Annotated in this window: 15 protein-coding genes; 4 read left to right on the forward strand and 11 right to left on the reverse strand. The window is 64.7% G+C overall.

Features of this window, described 5'->3' with window-relative positions; translation table 11 throughout:
• Positions 1-26: 26 nt before the first annotated feature.
• From DEQ92_RS14355 to DEQ92_RS14375, 5 genes are all read right to left on the reverse strand, one after another.
• The gene (locus tag DEQ92_RS14355; RefSeq protein WP_049905142.1) at positions 27-1,469 is read right to left on the reverse strand and encodes a PTS galactitol transporter subunit IIC; all 1,443 of its coding nucleotides are present in this window, start codon (positions 1,467-1,469) and stop codon (positions 27-29) included.
• 176 nt (positions 1,470-1,645) lie between these two features.
• The gene (locus tag DEQ92_RS14360) at positions 1,646-1,942 is read right to left on the reverse strand and encodes a PTS sugar transporter subunit IIB (RefSeq protein ID WP_004976001.1); all 297 of its coding nucleotides are present in this window, start codon (positions 1,940-1,942) and stop codon (positions 1,646-1,648) included.
• 100 nt (positions 1,943-2,042) lie between these two features.
• Positions 2,043-2,720, reverse strand: coding sequence for a triose-phosphate isomerase (locus DEQ92_RS14365; protein WP_004976006.1), 678 nt, complete (start codon positions 2,718-2,720; stop codon positions 2,043-2,045).
• A gap of 28 nt (positions 2,721-2,748) precedes the next feature.
• Positions 2,749-3,525 (reverse strand): class I fructose-bisphosphate aldolase, encoded by a 777-nt coding sequence (locus DEQ92_RS14370; protein ID WP_115821058.1) that lies wholly within the window; start codon positions 3,523-3,525, stop codon positions 2,749-2,751.
• Positions 3,526-3,527: 2 nt separating this feature from the next.
• Positions 3,528-3,953, reverse strand: a complete 426-nt coding sequence (locus tag DEQ92_RS14375; protein WP_004967184.1) for a secondary thiamine-phosphate synthase enzyme YjbQ — start codon at positions 3,951-3,953, stop codon at positions 3,528-3,530.
• A 213-nt stretch (positions 3,954-4,166) separates the two neighbouring features.
• Here DEQ92_RS14375 and DEQ92_RS14380 point away from each other — a divergent pair, with 213 nt between their 5' ends.
• Entirely contained in the window at positions 4,167-4,928 is a 762-nt protein-coding gene (locus DEQ92_RS14380) for an IclR family transcriptional regulator (protein WP_004976010.1), read from the forward strand.
• Positions 4,929-5,274: 346 nt separating this feature from the next.
• Entirely contained in the window at positions 5,275-6,735 is a 1,461-nt protein-coding gene (locus DEQ92_RS14385; RefSeq protein WP_004976013.1) for an FGGY family carbohydrate kinase, read from the forward strand.
• Between the two features lie 530 nt (positions 6,736-7,265).
• Here the strand turns inward: DEQ92_RS14385 and DEQ92_RS14390 are convergent.
• The 6 genes from DEQ92_RS14390 to DEQ92_RS14415 form a co-directional block, all read right to left on the reverse strand.
• Positions 7,266-7,478, reverse strand: coding sequence for a hypothetical protein (locus DEQ92_RS14390; RefSeq protein WP_004976015.1), 213 nt, complete (start codon positions 7,476-7,478; stop codon positions 7,266-7,268).
• Positions 7,475-8,599: an ABC transporter ATP-binding protein gene (locus DEQ92_RS14395; protein WP_004976018.1), complete on the reverse strand. Its 1,125-nt coding sequence runs from the start codon at positions 8,597-8,599 to the stop codon at positions 7,475-7,477. Before DEQ92_RS14395 ends, DEQ92_RS14390 begins: the two co-directional genes overlap by 4 nt.
• The gene (locus DEQ92_RS14400; RefSeq protein WP_050459378.1) at positions 8,596-9,672 is read right to left on the reverse strand and encodes an ABC transporter ATP-binding protein; all 1,077 of its coding nucleotides are present in this window, start codon (positions 9,670-9,672) and stop codon (positions 8,596-8,598) included. The genes DEQ92_RS14395 and DEQ92_RS14400 overlap by 4 nt, the downstream gene beginning before the upstream one ends.
• Complete coding sequence (locus DEQ92_RS14405; protein WP_004976026.1) at positions 9,669-10,673, reverse strand: ABC transporter permease; 1,005 nt, start codon at positions 10,671-10,673, stop codon at positions 9,669-9,671. The genes DEQ92_RS14400 and DEQ92_RS14405 overlap by 4 nt, the downstream gene beginning before the upstream one ends.
• 1 nt (position 10,674) lies before the next feature.
• Positions 10,675-11,634, reverse strand: coding sequence for an ABC transporter permease (locus tag DEQ92_RS14410; RefSeq protein WP_008096151.1), 960 nt, complete (start codon positions 11,632-11,634; stop codon positions 10,675-10,677).
• 75 nt (positions 11,635-11,709) lie between these two features.
• Complete coding sequence (locus tag DEQ92_RS14415; protein ID WP_004976029.1) at positions 11,710-13,452, reverse strand: ABC transporter substrate-binding protein; 1,743 nt, start codon at positions 13,450-13,452, stop codon at positions 11,710-11,712.
• A gap of 185 nt (positions 13,453-13,637) precedes the next feature.
• Here DEQ92_RS14415 and DEQ92_RS14420 point away from each other — a divergent pair, with 185 nt between their 5' ends.
• Positions 13,638-14,900, forward strand: coding sequence for an amidohydrolase (locus DEQ92_RS14420; protein ID WP_050459376.1), 1,263 nt, complete (start codon positions 13,638-13,640; stop codon positions 14,898-14,900).
• A gap of 129 nt (positions 14,901-15,029) precedes the next feature.
• Positions 15,030-16,286, forward strand: a complete 1,257-nt coding sequence (locus tag DEQ92_RS14425; RefSeq protein WP_004976033.1) for a hydantoinase/carbamoylase family amidase — start codon at positions 15,030-15,032, stop codon at positions 16,284-16,286.
• Positions 16,287-16,740 lie beyond the last annotated feature (454 nt).

Raw genomic sequence — 16,740 nt, forward strand, 5'->3', positions numbered from 1 at the left:
GCGGACGTCAACGGGGAACTGCGCGGTCAGTCGTCGGAGCGGCCCTCTGCGGCCGTCACGTCGGCTGACGAGCCGAGTTTGTTGGGCAAGAGGCCGCCGCCCTTCCCGGTGTGACGACGTTCGACGGTCTCCCGCGCTTTCTCTTCTGACGCGCCGGCGACCATGTACATCCGCTGGGGCCACATCCGAAGTGCGACCCAGATACCGAGGACGATGACGAGCCCGACCGCGAGGGCGACCGGCGCCGGGATGAGGGCAAGGACGCCCGTCGCGGGCGACCCCGCGTCAGCGACGGGCGACGTGATGAGCCCGCGGCCAGCGAGGTCGAAGCCCGCGCTCCCCGCCGCCTGCGTCAGGAGGGGCGCCACCGCGGAAGAGATGTAGTGCAGCGGAATCAGCAGGATGGTCCCCGTGACGACCATCTTCACGATGTTGCCGTTCATGATGGGAACCATCAGCGCGAAGAAGAACGGGAACGTCGCCAGGTCGATTCCCCACAGGACGTCGTTTCCGGGGAGGATGATCGACATCACGATGGCGATCGGGACGATGAGCAGGCTGGACGCGATGACCGACTCGTGGCCGATGAGGATGGCCGAGTCGAGGCCAATCGCCATGTCGCGGTCTTCGAACCGCGAGGTCATGAAGTTCCGAATCGACTCCGAAAGCGGCGTCAGCCCCTCCATGAGGATGCCGACCATCATCGGCAGGATGTGCATCACCGCGGCGAACGAGATGCCGGCGGTGAGGATGGCGTACCAGCTCTCGGCGACGAAAAGCGCGTTACTGTAGGCGGCGATACCGATGACGAGACCGATAGCGAGGCCGACGAAGATGGGCTCGCCGAGGATACCGAACCGGTCTTGAATCGCGTCGGGGTCCGCTTCGATGTTTCCGAGGGGTGTCTTGTCCACCGCCCAGTGAATCGGAATCGCGGCGACGGCGTACGGTGCCGAGGTTCCGTGCGGGATGGAGATGCCGGGCGTGTCGAACGTCTCTTCGACGGCCGGCTGCGTCCAGTCCGCGGCGACGAGGACGAACAGCCCAAGCGTCAGCCCGACCGCCACCGAGTACAGCCAGTTGTTCGTGCTCATGTAGACCAGCCCGCCGATGAAGGCGAAGTGCCAGTAGTTCCAGATGTCCACGTTGAGCGTGTAGGTAAAGCCGATAGCGAAGAGGACGAGGTTCATCGCCACGAACAGCGGAATCATCCAGACGCCGAGTTCCGCGATACCGAAGGCGATGGCGGCGGCGGCGGGCCAGCCGACGTCGACCGCCGGCAGCGTGATGCCGGTCACCTCGACCATCTGTTGGGCCAGCGGGCTGATGTTCTCGCTGAACAGTCCGATGACGAGATTGATGCCGATGAAGCCGATACCGATGAGGATGGACGAGCGCGCCGCCTTCAACACGTCCACCCGGAACGCGAGCGCGATGAGGAAGATGATTATCGGAAGGAGGACGCTCACGCCCAACGATTGGATTACGCTGTTGATAGAATTCAACAGGGAACTCACACCACTCTGTAAGAGTACTTCTGGTACTGCCATGTTATTGACTCACAACCCTGTCTCAGGATGAGAGTGATCCCACATAAATATTGCTATCGTTCGTGAAAAATCCGCGTCGCCGACTCGTCGAACAGTCAGTCTTCGAGCGCCGCGGCGATGTCGTCGAGGACCTCGTCTTGGCCGATACCGGTCATGAACGCCGTCGTGTGGATGACCGGGATGTCGAACTTGTCTTGGTTGAGCTGCGTCGTGGTGACGATAAGATCGAAGTTCCCCGACGAGACCTTGCCGGGGGCCTCCGTCGCCTTCGCCTTGGCGATGGTCCCGATGTCGAGGCCCCGCTCCGGGAGTTTCTCTTTCAGCGCTTCCTTGACGACCGTCGACGTCGCGACCGATGTGCCACACACTACGAGGATGTTTTTCGTTGTCATTGACGTGTATTGCACATCATCGATGATCACTAAAAAGATTGCGCCGGTCTGACGCGCTGCAGTCGCCGAACCAAGCGGGGCGTTCGCCGTCGCCGGCGTCTCAGGGGAAACTCGCGGCGATGTCGCGGAGGAGCGACTCCGGATCCGACGCGAGCGACACGGCCGATGCGGCACCGGTCGCGTGACCGCCCTGTTCGAAGGCGAGGCGGACGTCCTCGGCGGTCGAGATGCCGCCGCCGACGAGGACGCGAGTGCGCGGGTTCTCCGCTTCGACCATCGACATGAAGGCGCGGACGCGGTCGGGGTGGGTCTGCGTGATCGCGCGGTCCGACGAGATGTCTTCGGGCATCTCGTATATCATCGAGTCGGGGTCGAACTCGGCGACCGCTCGGCCCATCTCGATGCTGTCGACGCAGACGACCGAGTCGAGGTCGAGGTCGCGGCAGCGCTCGATTTTCCACACGAGGTCGGACAGCGTGTCGCGGTTCTCCGCGTGGTTGATGACGACGCCGTCCGCCCCTGCGTCCGCGACGGTCTCAGGGAGGATTTTCCCCATCCCGCGACCGGGCTCGACGGCGTCCATCGCGGGCGCGGTGACGGCGAGGTCGGTGTGTTCGGTTATCAGCCGAATGTCCGGCAGTTGTGGCGTCAACACGAAGCGCGCGTCGGTCTCCGCTTCTATCGTTTCGAGCATGCGCGCGAACGCGAGCGCGTCCTCGCCGCTCGTATCCGGGTACACCTTGAAGTTGACCTGAAAGTGGGGGTACGGAAGGTTCATCAGTGGGTCCGGGAGGTGTTTCGGGAGGTCATAGCAACGTCTCGGCCTCTTCGATGGTCGCGCCCTCGTGGACGATGGCCGAGAGCGCGTCGATGATGGCGGCGGGGTCGTCTCGCTGCCAGACGTTGCGGCCGAACATCACGCCCTGCGAGCCGGCGTTGACGGCACCGTGGACCATCTCCAGTACCTCCCGGTCCGTCTCGACGGTGGGTCCGCCGGCGATGTACGTCGGCACCGGCGCGTTGTCTACGATACGCTCGAAGCCCGTGGGTGGGTACGGCGTCTTCAGGATGTCCGCGCCGAGTTCGAAGCCCAGGCGGTTGGCGTTGACGAGGTAGTCGGTGTCGAACTCGTCGTCGGCGCGCTGGCCCCAGAGGGTCGGCTCGACGATGAGCGGAATCCCCGCGTCGTCGCAGTCCTCGGCCGCGGCCGCGACGAACTCGGCGTTCTCCTTCAGCACGTCGGGGTCCTCCCGGCCGAAGACGAGCGCGACCTTCGCGGCGTCGGCCACGTCGGCGCAGTCTTCGACGCTGAACACCTGGGAGTGGATTTCGGCGTTTTCGATGTCGCCCGGCATCGTCGAGTCGTACAGGAGGTCGAGCGTGCCGATGGTGTGGACGTCGGCGGCGGCGATTCGGTCCTCGAAGCGCTTCAGGAATGGAACGCTCGCGAGGATACCGTCGGGGCCGGCGTCCAGCACCGTGTCGAGGAGCGCCGCGGGGTCCTCGAACCCCTCGAGGGAACCCCAATGGAGGCCGTGGTCGATAGCGACAGTCACCGATCGTCCGAGTGGTTGGTCCGTCATGGCTATTGTAGAATCGTCGTGGTAATCGTTCGCTCGCGCGGGCCGCACAGTTCGAAGAACATGACCTCTTCCCAGGTCCCGAGGTCGAGCTCCCCGTCGCGGAGGACGAGAAGGACCGGTCGCTTGATCATCGCGGAGATGAGGTGCGCGTGAGCGTTCGGCTGCTCACCTGCGGTGATGTGGTCGAGGTCGTGGTAGTAGCCCTCGTCCGGGGGGGCAATCTCCTTGAACTTGTCAATCATGTCGTCGAGGAGCTTCTCTTCGTACTCGTTAGTCGAGAGCGCCGCAGACGTGTGCGGCGTCGACACGTACACGAGTCCGTCGGTCACGCCGAGGTCCTCGATGGTCGCTTCCACCTCGGGAGTGACGCTCAGAATCTCGAACCTGCTGTGGCTCTCGATGGAGAAGCTCTCTGTCTGTATCTCCATACACCGTAGCTCAGGGAGTGAGCGTAAATAGTTTTTGCCGGCACTGCCCCGAACACCGCACAGCGGCCCTTAGACACCAGATACCTCGGTTCCACCTCGTCTGGCTCCGCCGTTCGAACGGCGTCGACGGTTCGCCCCGCTGTCTCGCTGAATCGAACAGCTGTTCTACTCGATGGAACAAACTATTTAGGGTTGCCTCGACGACACGCAGTCATGACAGAGAACGCGCCCCACCGGGTCGAAACGAGTCGGAAGACGATTCGGGTGCTCGACGCGCTCCGAGAACACGGGTCGAGCAGCGTGACGTTCCTCGCTCGGGAACTCGAGATGAACAAGAGCACGGTCCACAACCACCTCAGCACGCTCGAAGCCGAGAAGTTCGTCGTCCGCGACGGGACCGATTACGAACTGAGCCTTCGGCTGCTCGGGTTCGGGGGGTACGTACAGCACCGCCACCCGCTGTATCAGGTGGCGAAGCGCGAGGTCCACCGGTTGGCGTCACAGACCGGCGAACTCGCGAATCTGATGGTCGAGGAGTACGGGCAGGGCGTGTATCTCGCCTCCGAACAGGGCGAGCGAGCGGTCGATTTAGACATCTACCCCGGCCTCAGGCGGCCGCTACACGCTATCGGACTCGGAAAGGCGATACTGGCGCACCTCTCTCCCGAGCGCGTCGACGACATCATCGACGAACACGGCCTTCCCGCGGAAACCGACCAGACGATCACCGACAGGGCGGAACTCGACGCACAGTTGGCGACGGTCCGCGACCGGGGCTACGCCGTCGACAACGAGGAACTTATCCGGGGACTCCGGTGCGTCGGCGCGCCCATCATCGCGAAAGACGGGACTGTTCTGGGTGCAATCAGCGTCTCGCAACCCGTCAGCCGCATGAATAACGAACGGTTCACCGACGAGGTTCCCGATATCGTCCAGAGCGCCGCCAACGTCATCGAACTCCACGCGAACCACTAGCTATTACAAACGTACCTTTGTAACGACTTTCGCGACGACTCCTGCAAGCCTCCGCCGGCCCTGTCGAGACTGTTCAGCACCCTTGGACTAGTGTTCTCAATCACAGAATAGAAGGAATCTCAACGATAGTTCGTGTTTGTCCGATTATCGTTCTTATTTCGGTATCAACGCTCGGAATGTCATCTCTCCCGAAACGAATGTCGATTGAACGTGCGCTCGTCCGGATTGTATGCTAACAGCCACCAAATGAACTCTGCTGCGGCCGGTCTGTCGAACCGCGCGCTCGCGCGGTCGACAAGGTCACTGCCTCGGAAGGGTTTAATGGCGTCCTACGAGACCCCGTAGTATGGAGAGCCCGCAACTGGTCGGCGTTCATCTCGGTACCGCGAGCGTGCACGTCGATGTGTACAGCACCGACGGGGAACGACTCGCCGGTGGTGAGGCACCGGTCGCCGAGCAGACGACGCTCGCGTGGGAGCGTGCGCTCCACGAGGCGGCACCGGCGCTGCCGCAGACCGGTATCGGCTCGGTCGCAAGTACGTCGGGGACGGCCGTACTCGTCGATAAGTACGGCGAGCCGGTGTTTCCGCCGCAGATGTACTTCGATTCCGCGCCCGAACAGGCATCGAAGCTCCGCGACCTCGACCTGTCCGGCCTCTCGATTAACCAGAACATCGCGTTTTCTCCGACCAGCCCCCTTCCGAAGATTCTGAAGCTTCGCGAGGAACACCCCGAAAAGTTCCAGCGGGTGGAGTGGATTCTCAGCCCGACGACGTGGCTGTTGTATCGGCTCCGGTTCGACGCGTCGACGCCGTGGCACGATATCGAGACCGACTGGACGAACGCGTTGAAGTTCGGTGCCGACGTGACGACGCCCCTCCCCACGTGGTTCGAGTCGCTGTTCGAGACGCTCGACCTGCCTCGATCGCTCTTTCCGGCGATTCGACCCCCGGGGTCGTTCATCGGCGTCGCCGACGGCCAGTTAGCCGAGCGGACCGGCTTCGACGGTATCAAACTCTTTCAGGGACTCACCGACGGCAACGCCTCGGTGTTGGCGAACGGCGGCGTCAAACCGGGGGAGTTCAGCATCACCTTCGGCGCGTCGAGCGTCGTCAAGTACGTCTCGGAGACCGTCTCGCCGCACCCGGCGCTGTATTATCACCGCCACCCCATCGACGGCTACCTTCCCGGTGCGTCGTTCGACACCGGCAACCTCCTTCGGTGGTTCTTCGACCGCATCCTCAACTGTACGCCGGAGCGCGGGCTCGAACTCGCCCGACAGGTCCCGAGCGGAGAGGGGTACGAGATGTTCCTCAAGGGCAACCGAAGCCCGTTTTTCGACGCCGACGTCGCGGGGTCGCTCCTCGGACTCAACTACGACAACTCCCTGTCGACCGAGGAAGTCCACGGCCGACTGGCCCGCGGGCTCATCACCGGTATCATCCTGACCGAGTGGACCTACATCTCGCTTGTCGAAGAACACTTCGACACCGACATCGACCGCGTGCTCGTCATCAACGACGGGACGCCGACGCTCGACGGCAACTACGACTGGTGGAACACGCTCCGCGCGTCGATATGGGACCGTCCGGTCGTCGAGATGGAGCCGCGGACGACCGCCGGCGCGGTCATGGCCCCCGCGCTCATCACGTCGATTTACAGCGACGTCGAGACGGCAGCGGAAAACCTCCTCCGGGAGCGCGACGTTATCGAACCAGACCCGTCGATCGGCGCGGACTTCGATACGCAAAAAGAGGCGTACTTCGACCGATGGCGGGACATCGCGGAGTTCTATCAACGGGAGTGACGCCGAGTGCGACCGTTCACTGGCTCTGGTCGCCTTGCATCGGTCCATCTCGTCTCGCCTTCGCTCGTTCCCTGTCGATCGTGGCAACTCCCAGCCTCATTCACGAGCCAGTCGCGTCGTGTGTTCGATGCACAACGAGGCGGCGGGTTCAAGATAGCGAGCGACTCTGCCTTCGAAGGGTGAGGGCGCCCACATCCTAAACGACGAATTTGACAGATATAATAATATATCAAACAAAATATTTCGCCACCTCGACCGAATAACGTCTGAAGCGCAAATACCATGCGAATTAGAGGATTTAGCGTCCGGTATGTCGCTTGGACGTTTCGTTAACCGCTGAGTGCGTTCTCGGATAGACGATCTTTTGAAATCGTCTTATTCATCCCTTGGAGCCACCTATTCAACTATTTAGTGGTCCCCCTCGGAAAATTCGCTTGGTACTGACTACTATATTGAATGATTAATCACTACTCTGTTTTCTGATATTTATTATTGTGGGTACAGGGTGCGGACGGCGCACCCGTCGACTGCTACCCCCCGCGGTCGAACTCGTCGTCAACCATCGCCAGCGCCCCGCCGGAGTTGAAAAGCAGGCGGCTCACGACCACCCACGTCGGCACCGCGAGGACGACCAGCGCGACCGTGCTCGCGACGGGCGACAGCGGCGGCAACAGCCCGCGGTAGAACCACACGATGGCGAACGTCAGGACGATGCGAAGCATCGGTTTGACGGCGATGCTCATCTGTCGTCGTCACCCCGGCCCTGGTCCCGTCCGCGACCGTCGGTCGCGAGCGTCGGTTCGGCGTCGAAGTTCTCGATGCTGAATCGTTCGTCGACGCCCTGTGCGGCGCTCGGGACGCCCGCGCCGGTCTCGAACTCGTCGACGTGGATACAGGCGGCCTTGTGGCCGCCGGTCGCGCCCGCCACGTCGTCGAGCGTCGGGTCGATCGACGTGCACTCCTCGGTCGCCTCGGGACACCGCGGATTGAACGAACAGCCGGAGGGCGGGTCGAGCGGCGAGGGGACCTCGCCTTCGAGCACCTGCCGCTGCCGCGCCAGCTCCGGGACCGGCTGGGGAATCGCGCCCAACAGCGCCCGCGTATAGGGGTGTTGGGGGTTCGAAAACAGCTCGTCGGCGTCCGCGAGTTCGACGATTTCGCCGAGGTACATCACGGCGACGCGGTCGCAGACGTGGCGAATCACGCTGAGGTCGTGGGCGATGAACAGAAGCGTCAGGTCGAACTCCTCCTGGAGGTCCTCGAGCAGGTTGAGTATCTGCGCTTGAATCGACACGTCGAGCGCGGAGACGGGTTCGTCGGCGACGATGAAGTCGGGGTCGACCGCGAGCGCGCGGGCGATGCCGACGCGCTGGCGCTGGCCGCCCGAGAACTCGTGGGGGTAGCGGTTGGAGTACTGCGGCGGCAGGCCGACCGTCTCCATGAGTTCGTCCACGCGGGCGTCGCGTTCGCCCTCGTAGAGGCCGTGAATCTCCATCGGCTGTTTGATTATCTGGCCGACGGTCTTCCGACGGTTGAGACTCGACGCGGGGTCCTGAAAGACGATTTGGATGCGCTTTCGCATCTCCGTCATCTCCCGGTCCGACAGCGCCGTCAGGTCGGTGCCGTCGTAGCTGACCGTCCCCTTCGTGGGTTCGTCCAGCCGGAGGACCGATCGCGCCGTCGTCGACTTGCCGGAGCCGGACTCGCCGACGAGACCGAGCGTCTCGCCGCGCTCGATGTCGAACGAGACGCCGTTGACGGCTTTCACGGTCTCGTCGGCCCCGAGCAGGCGGTCGATGAAGCCGTCGTTCTGCGTGAAGTACTTGTGGAGCCCCGAGACGGACAACAGCGGGTCGTCGCTCATTGCGATGCACCTCCGTCGGTCGCGGGAGTCGCAGGACTGCCGCCGTCAGCTTGCACGCCTTCGGTTTCGAGAGCCGACTTCGAGAGGTTGTAGCCGCGCGCGTGGAGACACGCCGCTTCCCGGCCGGGTTCGACCTCCCGGAGTTCGGGGTCGTACGACTCGCACTCGGCGGTCGCGTGCGGACACCGAGGGTGGAACGAACAGCCAGACGGCAGGTCCGTGAGGTTCGGCACGTCGCCTTTGACGGGCGTCAGCCGGTCGGTGTCGTCGGTGAGCCGCGGAATCGACCGCATGAGGCCGCGGGTGTAGGGATGCCGCGGGTTCTCGAAGAGTGCGTCCACCCCGGCGCGCTCGACGACGCGGCCGCCGTAGGCGACGGCGACGCGGTCGCAGGTCCCGGCGACGACGCCGAGGTCGTGCGTGATGAGGATGATACTCATCCCGTACTTCTCCTGGAGTTTGTCGAGGACGTTGAATATCTGCGTCTCGATGGTCACGTCGAGCGCGGTGGTCGGCTCGTCGGCGATGAGCACGTCCGGCTCGCAGGAGATGGCCATCGCGAGCAGCGCGCGCTGGCGCATCCCGCCGGAGAACTGGTGCGGGTAGTTGTCCACGCGCGAGGTCGGCTCTGGGATGCCCACGTCGGCCATGAGTTCGATGGTCCGTTCGCGGGCCGCCGCGTCCGAGACGTCCTGGTGGGTCTTGATGACCCGGCTGATCTGGTCGCCGACGGTGAACACGGGGTTGAGACTCGTCATCGGGTCTTGGAACATCATCGCGATGTCGTTGCCCCGAATCGACCGCATCTCCGCCTCGCTTTTTTCGAGCAGGTCGTCGCCGCGGTAGCGGACGCTTCCCCCCTCGATGCGACCGGGGGCGTCGACGAGTTGGAGCATCGACAGCGCGGTCACGGACTTGCCGGAGCCCGATTCGCCGACGATGCCGAGCGTCTCGCCCTCGTAGAGGTCGAACGACGAGCCATCGACGGCCTTGACGGTCCCCTCGTCGGTGTAGAACCGCGTGACGAGGTCGCGAATTTCGAGTACCGGTTGTTCGTCCGGCTCAGCGCTCATCGCTCGCCTCCGTCGTTGCGGGGGTCGAGCGCGTCGCGCAGGCCGTCACCGAGCAGGTTGAACCCGAGGATGGTGACGACGATGACGAGCCCGGGGAACACCGAGTACCACCACTCCCCGCTGTAGAGGTAGCCGCGGGCGTTCGACAGCATCAACCCGAGGCTCGCGTTCGGCGGCTGGATGCCCAGCCCGAGGAACGACAGCGCGGCGCTGGCGAGGACGGCCGTCCCCATGTAGAGCGTCCCTTGGACCACGACGGTCGGCAGTGTGTTGACGGCGATGTCCTTCACGAGGATGTGTCGGTCGCTCGCGCCGAGCGACTTCGCGGCGTCGACGTAGTCTTCTTCCATCTCCTTGAGGACCGACCCGCGCATGACGCGCGCGAAACTCGGGATGTAGACGACGCCGATGACGGCGATGACCTTCACGATGTTCGGGAGCGTGAACGAGCCGTACTCCGTGCTTCCGACCCCGAGCACGCCGAGCACCGCGATGGCGAGGATGAGACTCGGGAAGGAAAACAGGATGTCCATGAAGCGCATGACGACCTCGTCGACCCAGGTGTTGCGGTAGTAGCCCGCAATCGCGCCGGCGCTCACGCCGAGCGCCATCGCGAAGCCGACGACGCCAAGCGAGACGGTCATCAGCGTCCGCAACCCGTAGATGATGCGCGAGAGGATGTCCCGGCCGTGGTGGTCGGTGCCGAGGTACGCCGTCGTCGTGCCGACGACCTCGCCGGCGTCGTTCTCGACGATCATCTGGGTGCCCATCGGCATCGGGTTGTGTTCGCCGTCCGGTGCCTCGAACTGCGTCGTCGGGTCGTGGGGGGCGAGAAACGGCGCGAACAGCGCGGTCAGGAGCATCGTGAGGATAATCGCGGTCCCCACGAGCGAGAGGGTGTTCTTGCGGAACTCCTTCCAGAACATCTCGAACTGACTGTGGTGCGTACCGGGGGCTTGCGCGGCCGGCACCGCCTCGTCCGTGTGGTCTGTCGTTGCCATGTTAGTTTCCATCGTGTCTGATGCGGGGGTCGAGGTAGGCGTACAGCACGTCCACCGCGAGGTTCGCGAAGACGAACACGCTCGCGATGAACAGGATGAGCGCCTGGATGATGCGGTAGTCGCGGCGGTCGATGGCCAGTATCAGGAGCTTGCCGATACCGGGGAGGTTGAACACCGTCTCGGTCAGAATCGCGCCGTTCATGAGTTGGCCGAGTCCGACGCCGATGACGGTCACGACGGGGATGAGCGCGTTCTTCGAGGCGTCCTTGAGGACGATTTCGCGCGCGCCGATACCCATCGCGCGGGCGGTCTTGACGTAGTCCTGACTGAGCGTGTCCAGCATCTCGGAGCGCATCATCCGGGCGATGAGCGCGGAGTAGGCCGTCCCGAGCGTGATGACCGGAAGGAACAACTGCTGGAGGTTCGCCACCGGGTCGACCCACGGCGGCGTCCAGCCGCCGGTCGCCCACGGGAACGAAAACTGCACCGCGAATATCATGATGAGGATGATACCCAGCCAGAAGTCGGGAATCGAGATGCCCGACAGCGCGGCGATGCGCGCGGCGTGGTCCGCGGGCTTGTCCTTCCGGACGGCGCTGATGATGCCCGCCGGGATGGCGATGAGGACCGCCGTAATCATGCTGAGAATCGACAGCTCGACCGTCAGCGGGATGCGCTCGACGATGATGTCGGTGACGGGCGTCCCCTGCTTGACCGTCCACGACACGCCGAAGTCGCCCTGTATCGCGTCGAACACCCACATGCCGTACTGGACGTACAGCGGGCGGTTGAGCCCCATCTCCAGTCGAATCTGCCTGACGAGCTCCTCGCTGCTGAGCGGGCCGAGCATCACCCGCACCGGACCGCCCGGCGCGAGGTGGACGAGCGCGAAGACGACGACGCTCACCCCGAGGAGGACGGGAACGCTCAACAGCAGGCGCTTGAGGACGAACCGGAACATGCTCACAGCCGAGTCACCTCCCGGGTCGCCGTCTGCGGTCGACGAGTCTGGCGCGAACGCGTGTGCATCGGCTCGTCACTCACCCTTCGAGACGAAGCGGTAGTTGTCTTGGAACGTGCCCACGTCGTAGTCGTTGACGGCGTTGCGCCACGCTTCGAGCTTGTTCACGTAGGCGATGTCTATCTGGATGCCGTGTTCGACGAGGTACTCCTCCAGTTCCCAGACGATTTCCTTCTGTTCTTGTTCGTCCGTCGAGGCCTGTGCCTCGCGGAGCTTCGAGACGTACCACTCGTGACCGTTCGAGAAGTCGCCCTCGGCGTCCTCGGGCGCGGCGGGGCCGCTCGGCGCGTAGATGTCTTCGAGGTCGTCCGAGGGGTGGTGCCAGTTGTTGTGGTTGTGGTTGTTGTCGGCGTAGCCGGCGTCGAGCCACGACGTGGCGACCGGAATCGACTGCGCCCAGTCTTCCATCGCGGCGTGCCACGTGTCCGTGCTGTACACCTGATTGAGGAGCGTGGACTTGTCGACGGCGGTGACGCTGGCTTCGATGCCGATTTTCGACAGTTGGTTCTGGATGACGACGGCCTCGTCTTTGAACCACGAGCCCTTGGTGGCGATGATGTCCATCTCGAAGCCGTCGGGGTTGCCCGCGAGTTCGAGTTCCTTCTTGGCCTTCTCGGGGTCGTACATCTGCATCTCCTTGAGCTTCGGCGAAGTCCAGTCGCTGTCGGGGTACCACGGTCCCTTCTGGACCGCGCCCTGTCCGTAGAAAATCTCGTCGAGGATCTCCTCGCGGTCGATGCCGAACAGCACCGCGCGGCGGTTGTGCCGGTTGCTCATCGGGTTGCCCTCCGACTCCATGAGGTTCACGTACAGCACCTGGGTGAAGTTGCCGGGGACGGACTCGGTCGTGATGTCGGGTTGGCCGCTGAGGCTCTCGAAGTCCTTCGGGGGAACCTTGTCCGTCAGGTCGAGTTGGCCGGACCGGAGGTTCGCGAGGCGCGTGGAGTCCTCGCCGATGAAGTCGAACTTGAACTCGTCGACGGCGGGCGCACCCTCCTTCCAGTAGTCTTCGTTCTTTTCGAGGAGGACGTGACTCCCGCTTTTCCACTCGACGAATTTGAACGCGCCGGTGCCCGCGCCGGCGGGGTCCTTCGTGAGGTCGGTCGCGAGGCCGCTCGGCCCCTTCCCGTCCGCGGTGTCGCCGCGGGAGCCCTCGGGGACGATGCCTTCCAGCCCGCGCGTGAGCCACCAGTTGAGCGTCCCGAACGGCTGAGAGAGGTTGAGCCGGAGCGTCCGGTCACCGACGATTTCGGTGTCCTCGACGAACGGCAGGCGGCTCTTGACCGGCGACTTGTTGTCGGGGTTGAGAATCCAGTCGACGGAGTACTTGAAGTCCTCGACGGTGACCTCGTCGCCGTTGTGGAAGGTGATACCCTCGCGCAGCGTGTACTCGAAGGCCGTCCCACCGTCGACCGGGTCGGGAACCTCGGTCACGAGGCCGGGCTGGAGTTCGGAGTCGGGCGTCAGTTCGATGACCTCGTCGTAGATGAGGCCGCCGATGGTGCTGGTCGCGGTGTCCGTCCAGAGCGCGGGGTCGAAGTTCCACGGCTCCGCGGCGAGCGCGACGTTGACGCGGACGGTCTCTCCCGAGTTGCCCGACGAACCGCTGTCGGTGCTCCCGCCGCTCGTCTCGGTTCCGTCGGAACCGCCGGAATCGCCGCCGGTACAGCCCGCAAACGCGGTCGCGCCGACCGCGCTCGCGGCCGCAATAAATTGCCGTCTGTCCATGTTTATCTCGGTAATGTTGTCGTCTGACATTGTTTCTCGGAGCTACGTACACACCCTTGTAGCGGTACGCGTGATACCTTAGCTCATGAAACACCGTTATTTATATCTTTGGCAACCCCTCACAAACTTGGTACTATCTCGCAATGGGTTCCGGGCGCGTTCGTTGTGCTACCGCTTCCCAAACAGTTTAACGGGGTGGTTGCAATGTCGGCTTCATGGCGTACGCCAGCACGCTCTCCCTGCGAGAGTTACGACAGGACCTTCACGCCCACCCCGAGTCCGGGTGGAAGGAGTTCCGCACGACAGCCCTCATCGCCGCCGCGCTCGACGACCGCGAGTTCACACTCCACCTCGGCCCGGACGCAGTCGCCGAAGACGAGCGACTCGGCGTCCCCGACGACGACGCGGTCGCGGCCGCAATCGAACGCGCACGCGAGGAAGGCGCGCCCGAGGCCTACCTGGACCGGATGGGCGGTATCACGGGGCTCGTCGCCGAGAAGACCTTCGGCGACGGGCCGACCGTCGGCGTCCGCGTCGACATGGACGCCCTCGAACGCACCGAGTCGAGCGACGAGGCGCACCGCCCCGCGAAACTGGGCTTCGCGAGCACGCACCCCAACGAGATGCACGCGTGCGGCCACGACGGTCACACCGCCATCGGCCTCGGCATCGCCCGCGACATCGACGACGACGGCGGGTTCGACGGTACGCTTCGGCTGTTCTTCCAGCCGGCGGAGGAGGGCGGCCGCGGCGGCAAGCCGATGAGCGAGACCGACCTGCTCGCGGACATCGATTACTTCCTCGCGCTCCACCTCGGTCTCGGCAACCCCACGGGGACCGTCATCGCCGCCTACGAGAACCCGCTTTCGAACGCGAAACTCGACGCGACCTTCGAGGGCGCGCCGAGCCACGCGGGCAACGCGCCCAACGAGGGGCGCAACGCGCTCCACGCGGCGACCGCAGCGGTCCAGAATCTCTACGGGATTCCGCGCCACGCCGACGGTGCGACCCGCATCAACGTCGGGAAGTTCGAGTCCCCCAACCCGCAGAACATCATCGCAGAAGAGGCGCGTCTCCGCGTCGAGGTCCGCGGCAGGACCGCCGAACTCAACGACTACATGCTGGAAAAGGCCCGCCGCGTGCTCGACCACGCCGCGGGCATGCACGACGTGTCGGTCGAGACGGGACTGTACGGGAAGACGTCGACGTTCACGGCCGACGACGAGATGGTCGAGGCCGTCCTCGCGTCGGCGGCCGACCTCGACGACGTGACAGAGACGGTCCCGCGACTCGACATCGGCGGCAGCGAGGACGCCTCCTACCTCATCCGGCGCGTGCAGGACCACGGCGGGAAGGCGACCTACGTCGGTATCGGCGCGAGCAACGAGTTCGGCCACCACACCTCGCGGTTCGACATCGACGAAGACGCCCTCGACGTCGGCGTCGACGTGGTGTGTCAGACGATTCGAACGCTCTAACGCAGCGACTCGACCCGGCTGTCCGACCCCGACCAGCCGCGCGTCCCGGCCGTCGTCGCCGCCGCCGACCCGTAGAATCTGCCACGAACGCACACAATTATTAGCTATCGTTTGCGAGTTGAGTCGCACATGCAGGCCTCCCAGCAGCGACTCCGCGAGGACATCGAAGCGAACGCCCGCTTCGGCGACATCGACGCGCCGGCGGGACGCGGCCGAACCGTCCTGACCGGAAGCGACGCCGACCGACGCGCTCGCGAATATTTCGTCGAGCGGCTGCGCGACGCCGGCCTCTCGGTCCGCATCGACGCCGTGGGCAACGTCGCCGGGCGGTGGGTCCCCGAGGGAGCCGACCCCGACGCGGCCCCCGTCGCCGCCGGGAGTCACCTCGATTCGGTCCCCGAGGGTGGCATCTTCGACGGCCCGCTCGGCGTCTACGCGGCGCTCGAAGCGGTCCGAACGCTCCAAGAACGAGACGCCGACGTGAGCCTCGACCGCCCAATCGACGTCGTCTCGTTCACCGAAGAGGAGGGCGCGCGCTTCTCGCACGGCCTGCTCGGGTCGTCGGTGGCAACGGGGGCGCGAGACGCCCACGACGCGCTCGCGTTCCGCGACGCCGACGGCACGACGCTCGCAGCGCACCTCGACGCCATCGGCTTCCGCGGAACCGACACCATCGCGGCCGCGGAGTGGGACGCGTGGGCCGAACTCCACATCGAACAGGGGACGCTCCTGGAGTCCGCGGGGGCGTCGGTCGGCGTCGTCGACGCCATCACCGGTATCACGACCTGCGCGGCCGACATCGTCGGCGAGGCAGACCACGCCGGCGCGACGCCGATGGACGAGCGCCGCGACGCGCTGGTCGCCGCCAGCGAGTTCGTCGTCGACTTCCGGGCCGCGGCCGACGACGTGGCGCAGAACCAGAGCGCCACCGCCGTGGGAACCGTCGGCCAGTTCGACGTGACCCCGAACGCGCGCAACATCGTCCCCGGTGAGGTCACGCTGCAGATGGACATCCGCGACGTGAACTACCGGGCGATGAACGCCATCGCGGAGCGAGCGGACGCCGCGCTCGCGCGCCTCGAAACCACCCACCCGGTCGAGACGAGCTTCGACCGCTACCGCGACCAGCGCCCGAGTCGGATGGCCGACGACTGCGTCGACGCCGCATTCGCCGCCGCCGCGGCCGAGGATATCGACGCCCAACGGATGCATTCCGCGGCGATGCACGATACTGCAAATGTTGCCACCGTCACCGATGCCGTGCTCCTGTTCGCACCGTCGGCGGACGGCCTCTCGCACAACCCGCGCGAATGGACCGACTGGGCCGACTGTGCGACCGCAGCGTCGGTTCTCGCGGGGACGCTCGCTCGCCTCGCCGCCGCGTGAGTCGTTGCCTGAGCCGTCGCCGACGACCCACCCCTCTCTGCCACTCCGTCTTCGCGTTCCGATAGTTTAGCGCTCTACTCGCGTCTTTGCCGCCGTTTCGTCCCGACCGCATCGCCAATCTCGCTATGTGACACGCACCCGGCATGCTCACCCAACGGCGTCGTCTCGGTCGCGTTCCGGGAGCGTCGGACGCGCTCCGCCGGAGATGTCGGATTCCCGCTTGGAGTGGTCTCGGGTCGCTCGGGTTCTCGTCCAGCGAGCCACGGACCACGATAGCCGAAATCACTCGTGGACAACTCTGTACCGCTGCTTTGCCGTCAAATACAACGACTATCGGAGTCGCAGGCGACGTATCTCTCGGTACCGAAGTCAACAAGCGGAAACACCGGGAGTACGACGATTCTACGCATCTGACAGGCAGGGATCGCGGGCAGTGGCCGTCGCCTCCGGTGTG

The organism is Haloferax sp. Atlit-6N (assembly GCF_003383195.1).
In the GTDB taxonomy this organism is placed as follows: domain Archaea; phylum Halobacteriota; class Halobacteria; order Halobacteriales; family Haloferacaceae; genus Haloferax; species Haloferax gibbonsii.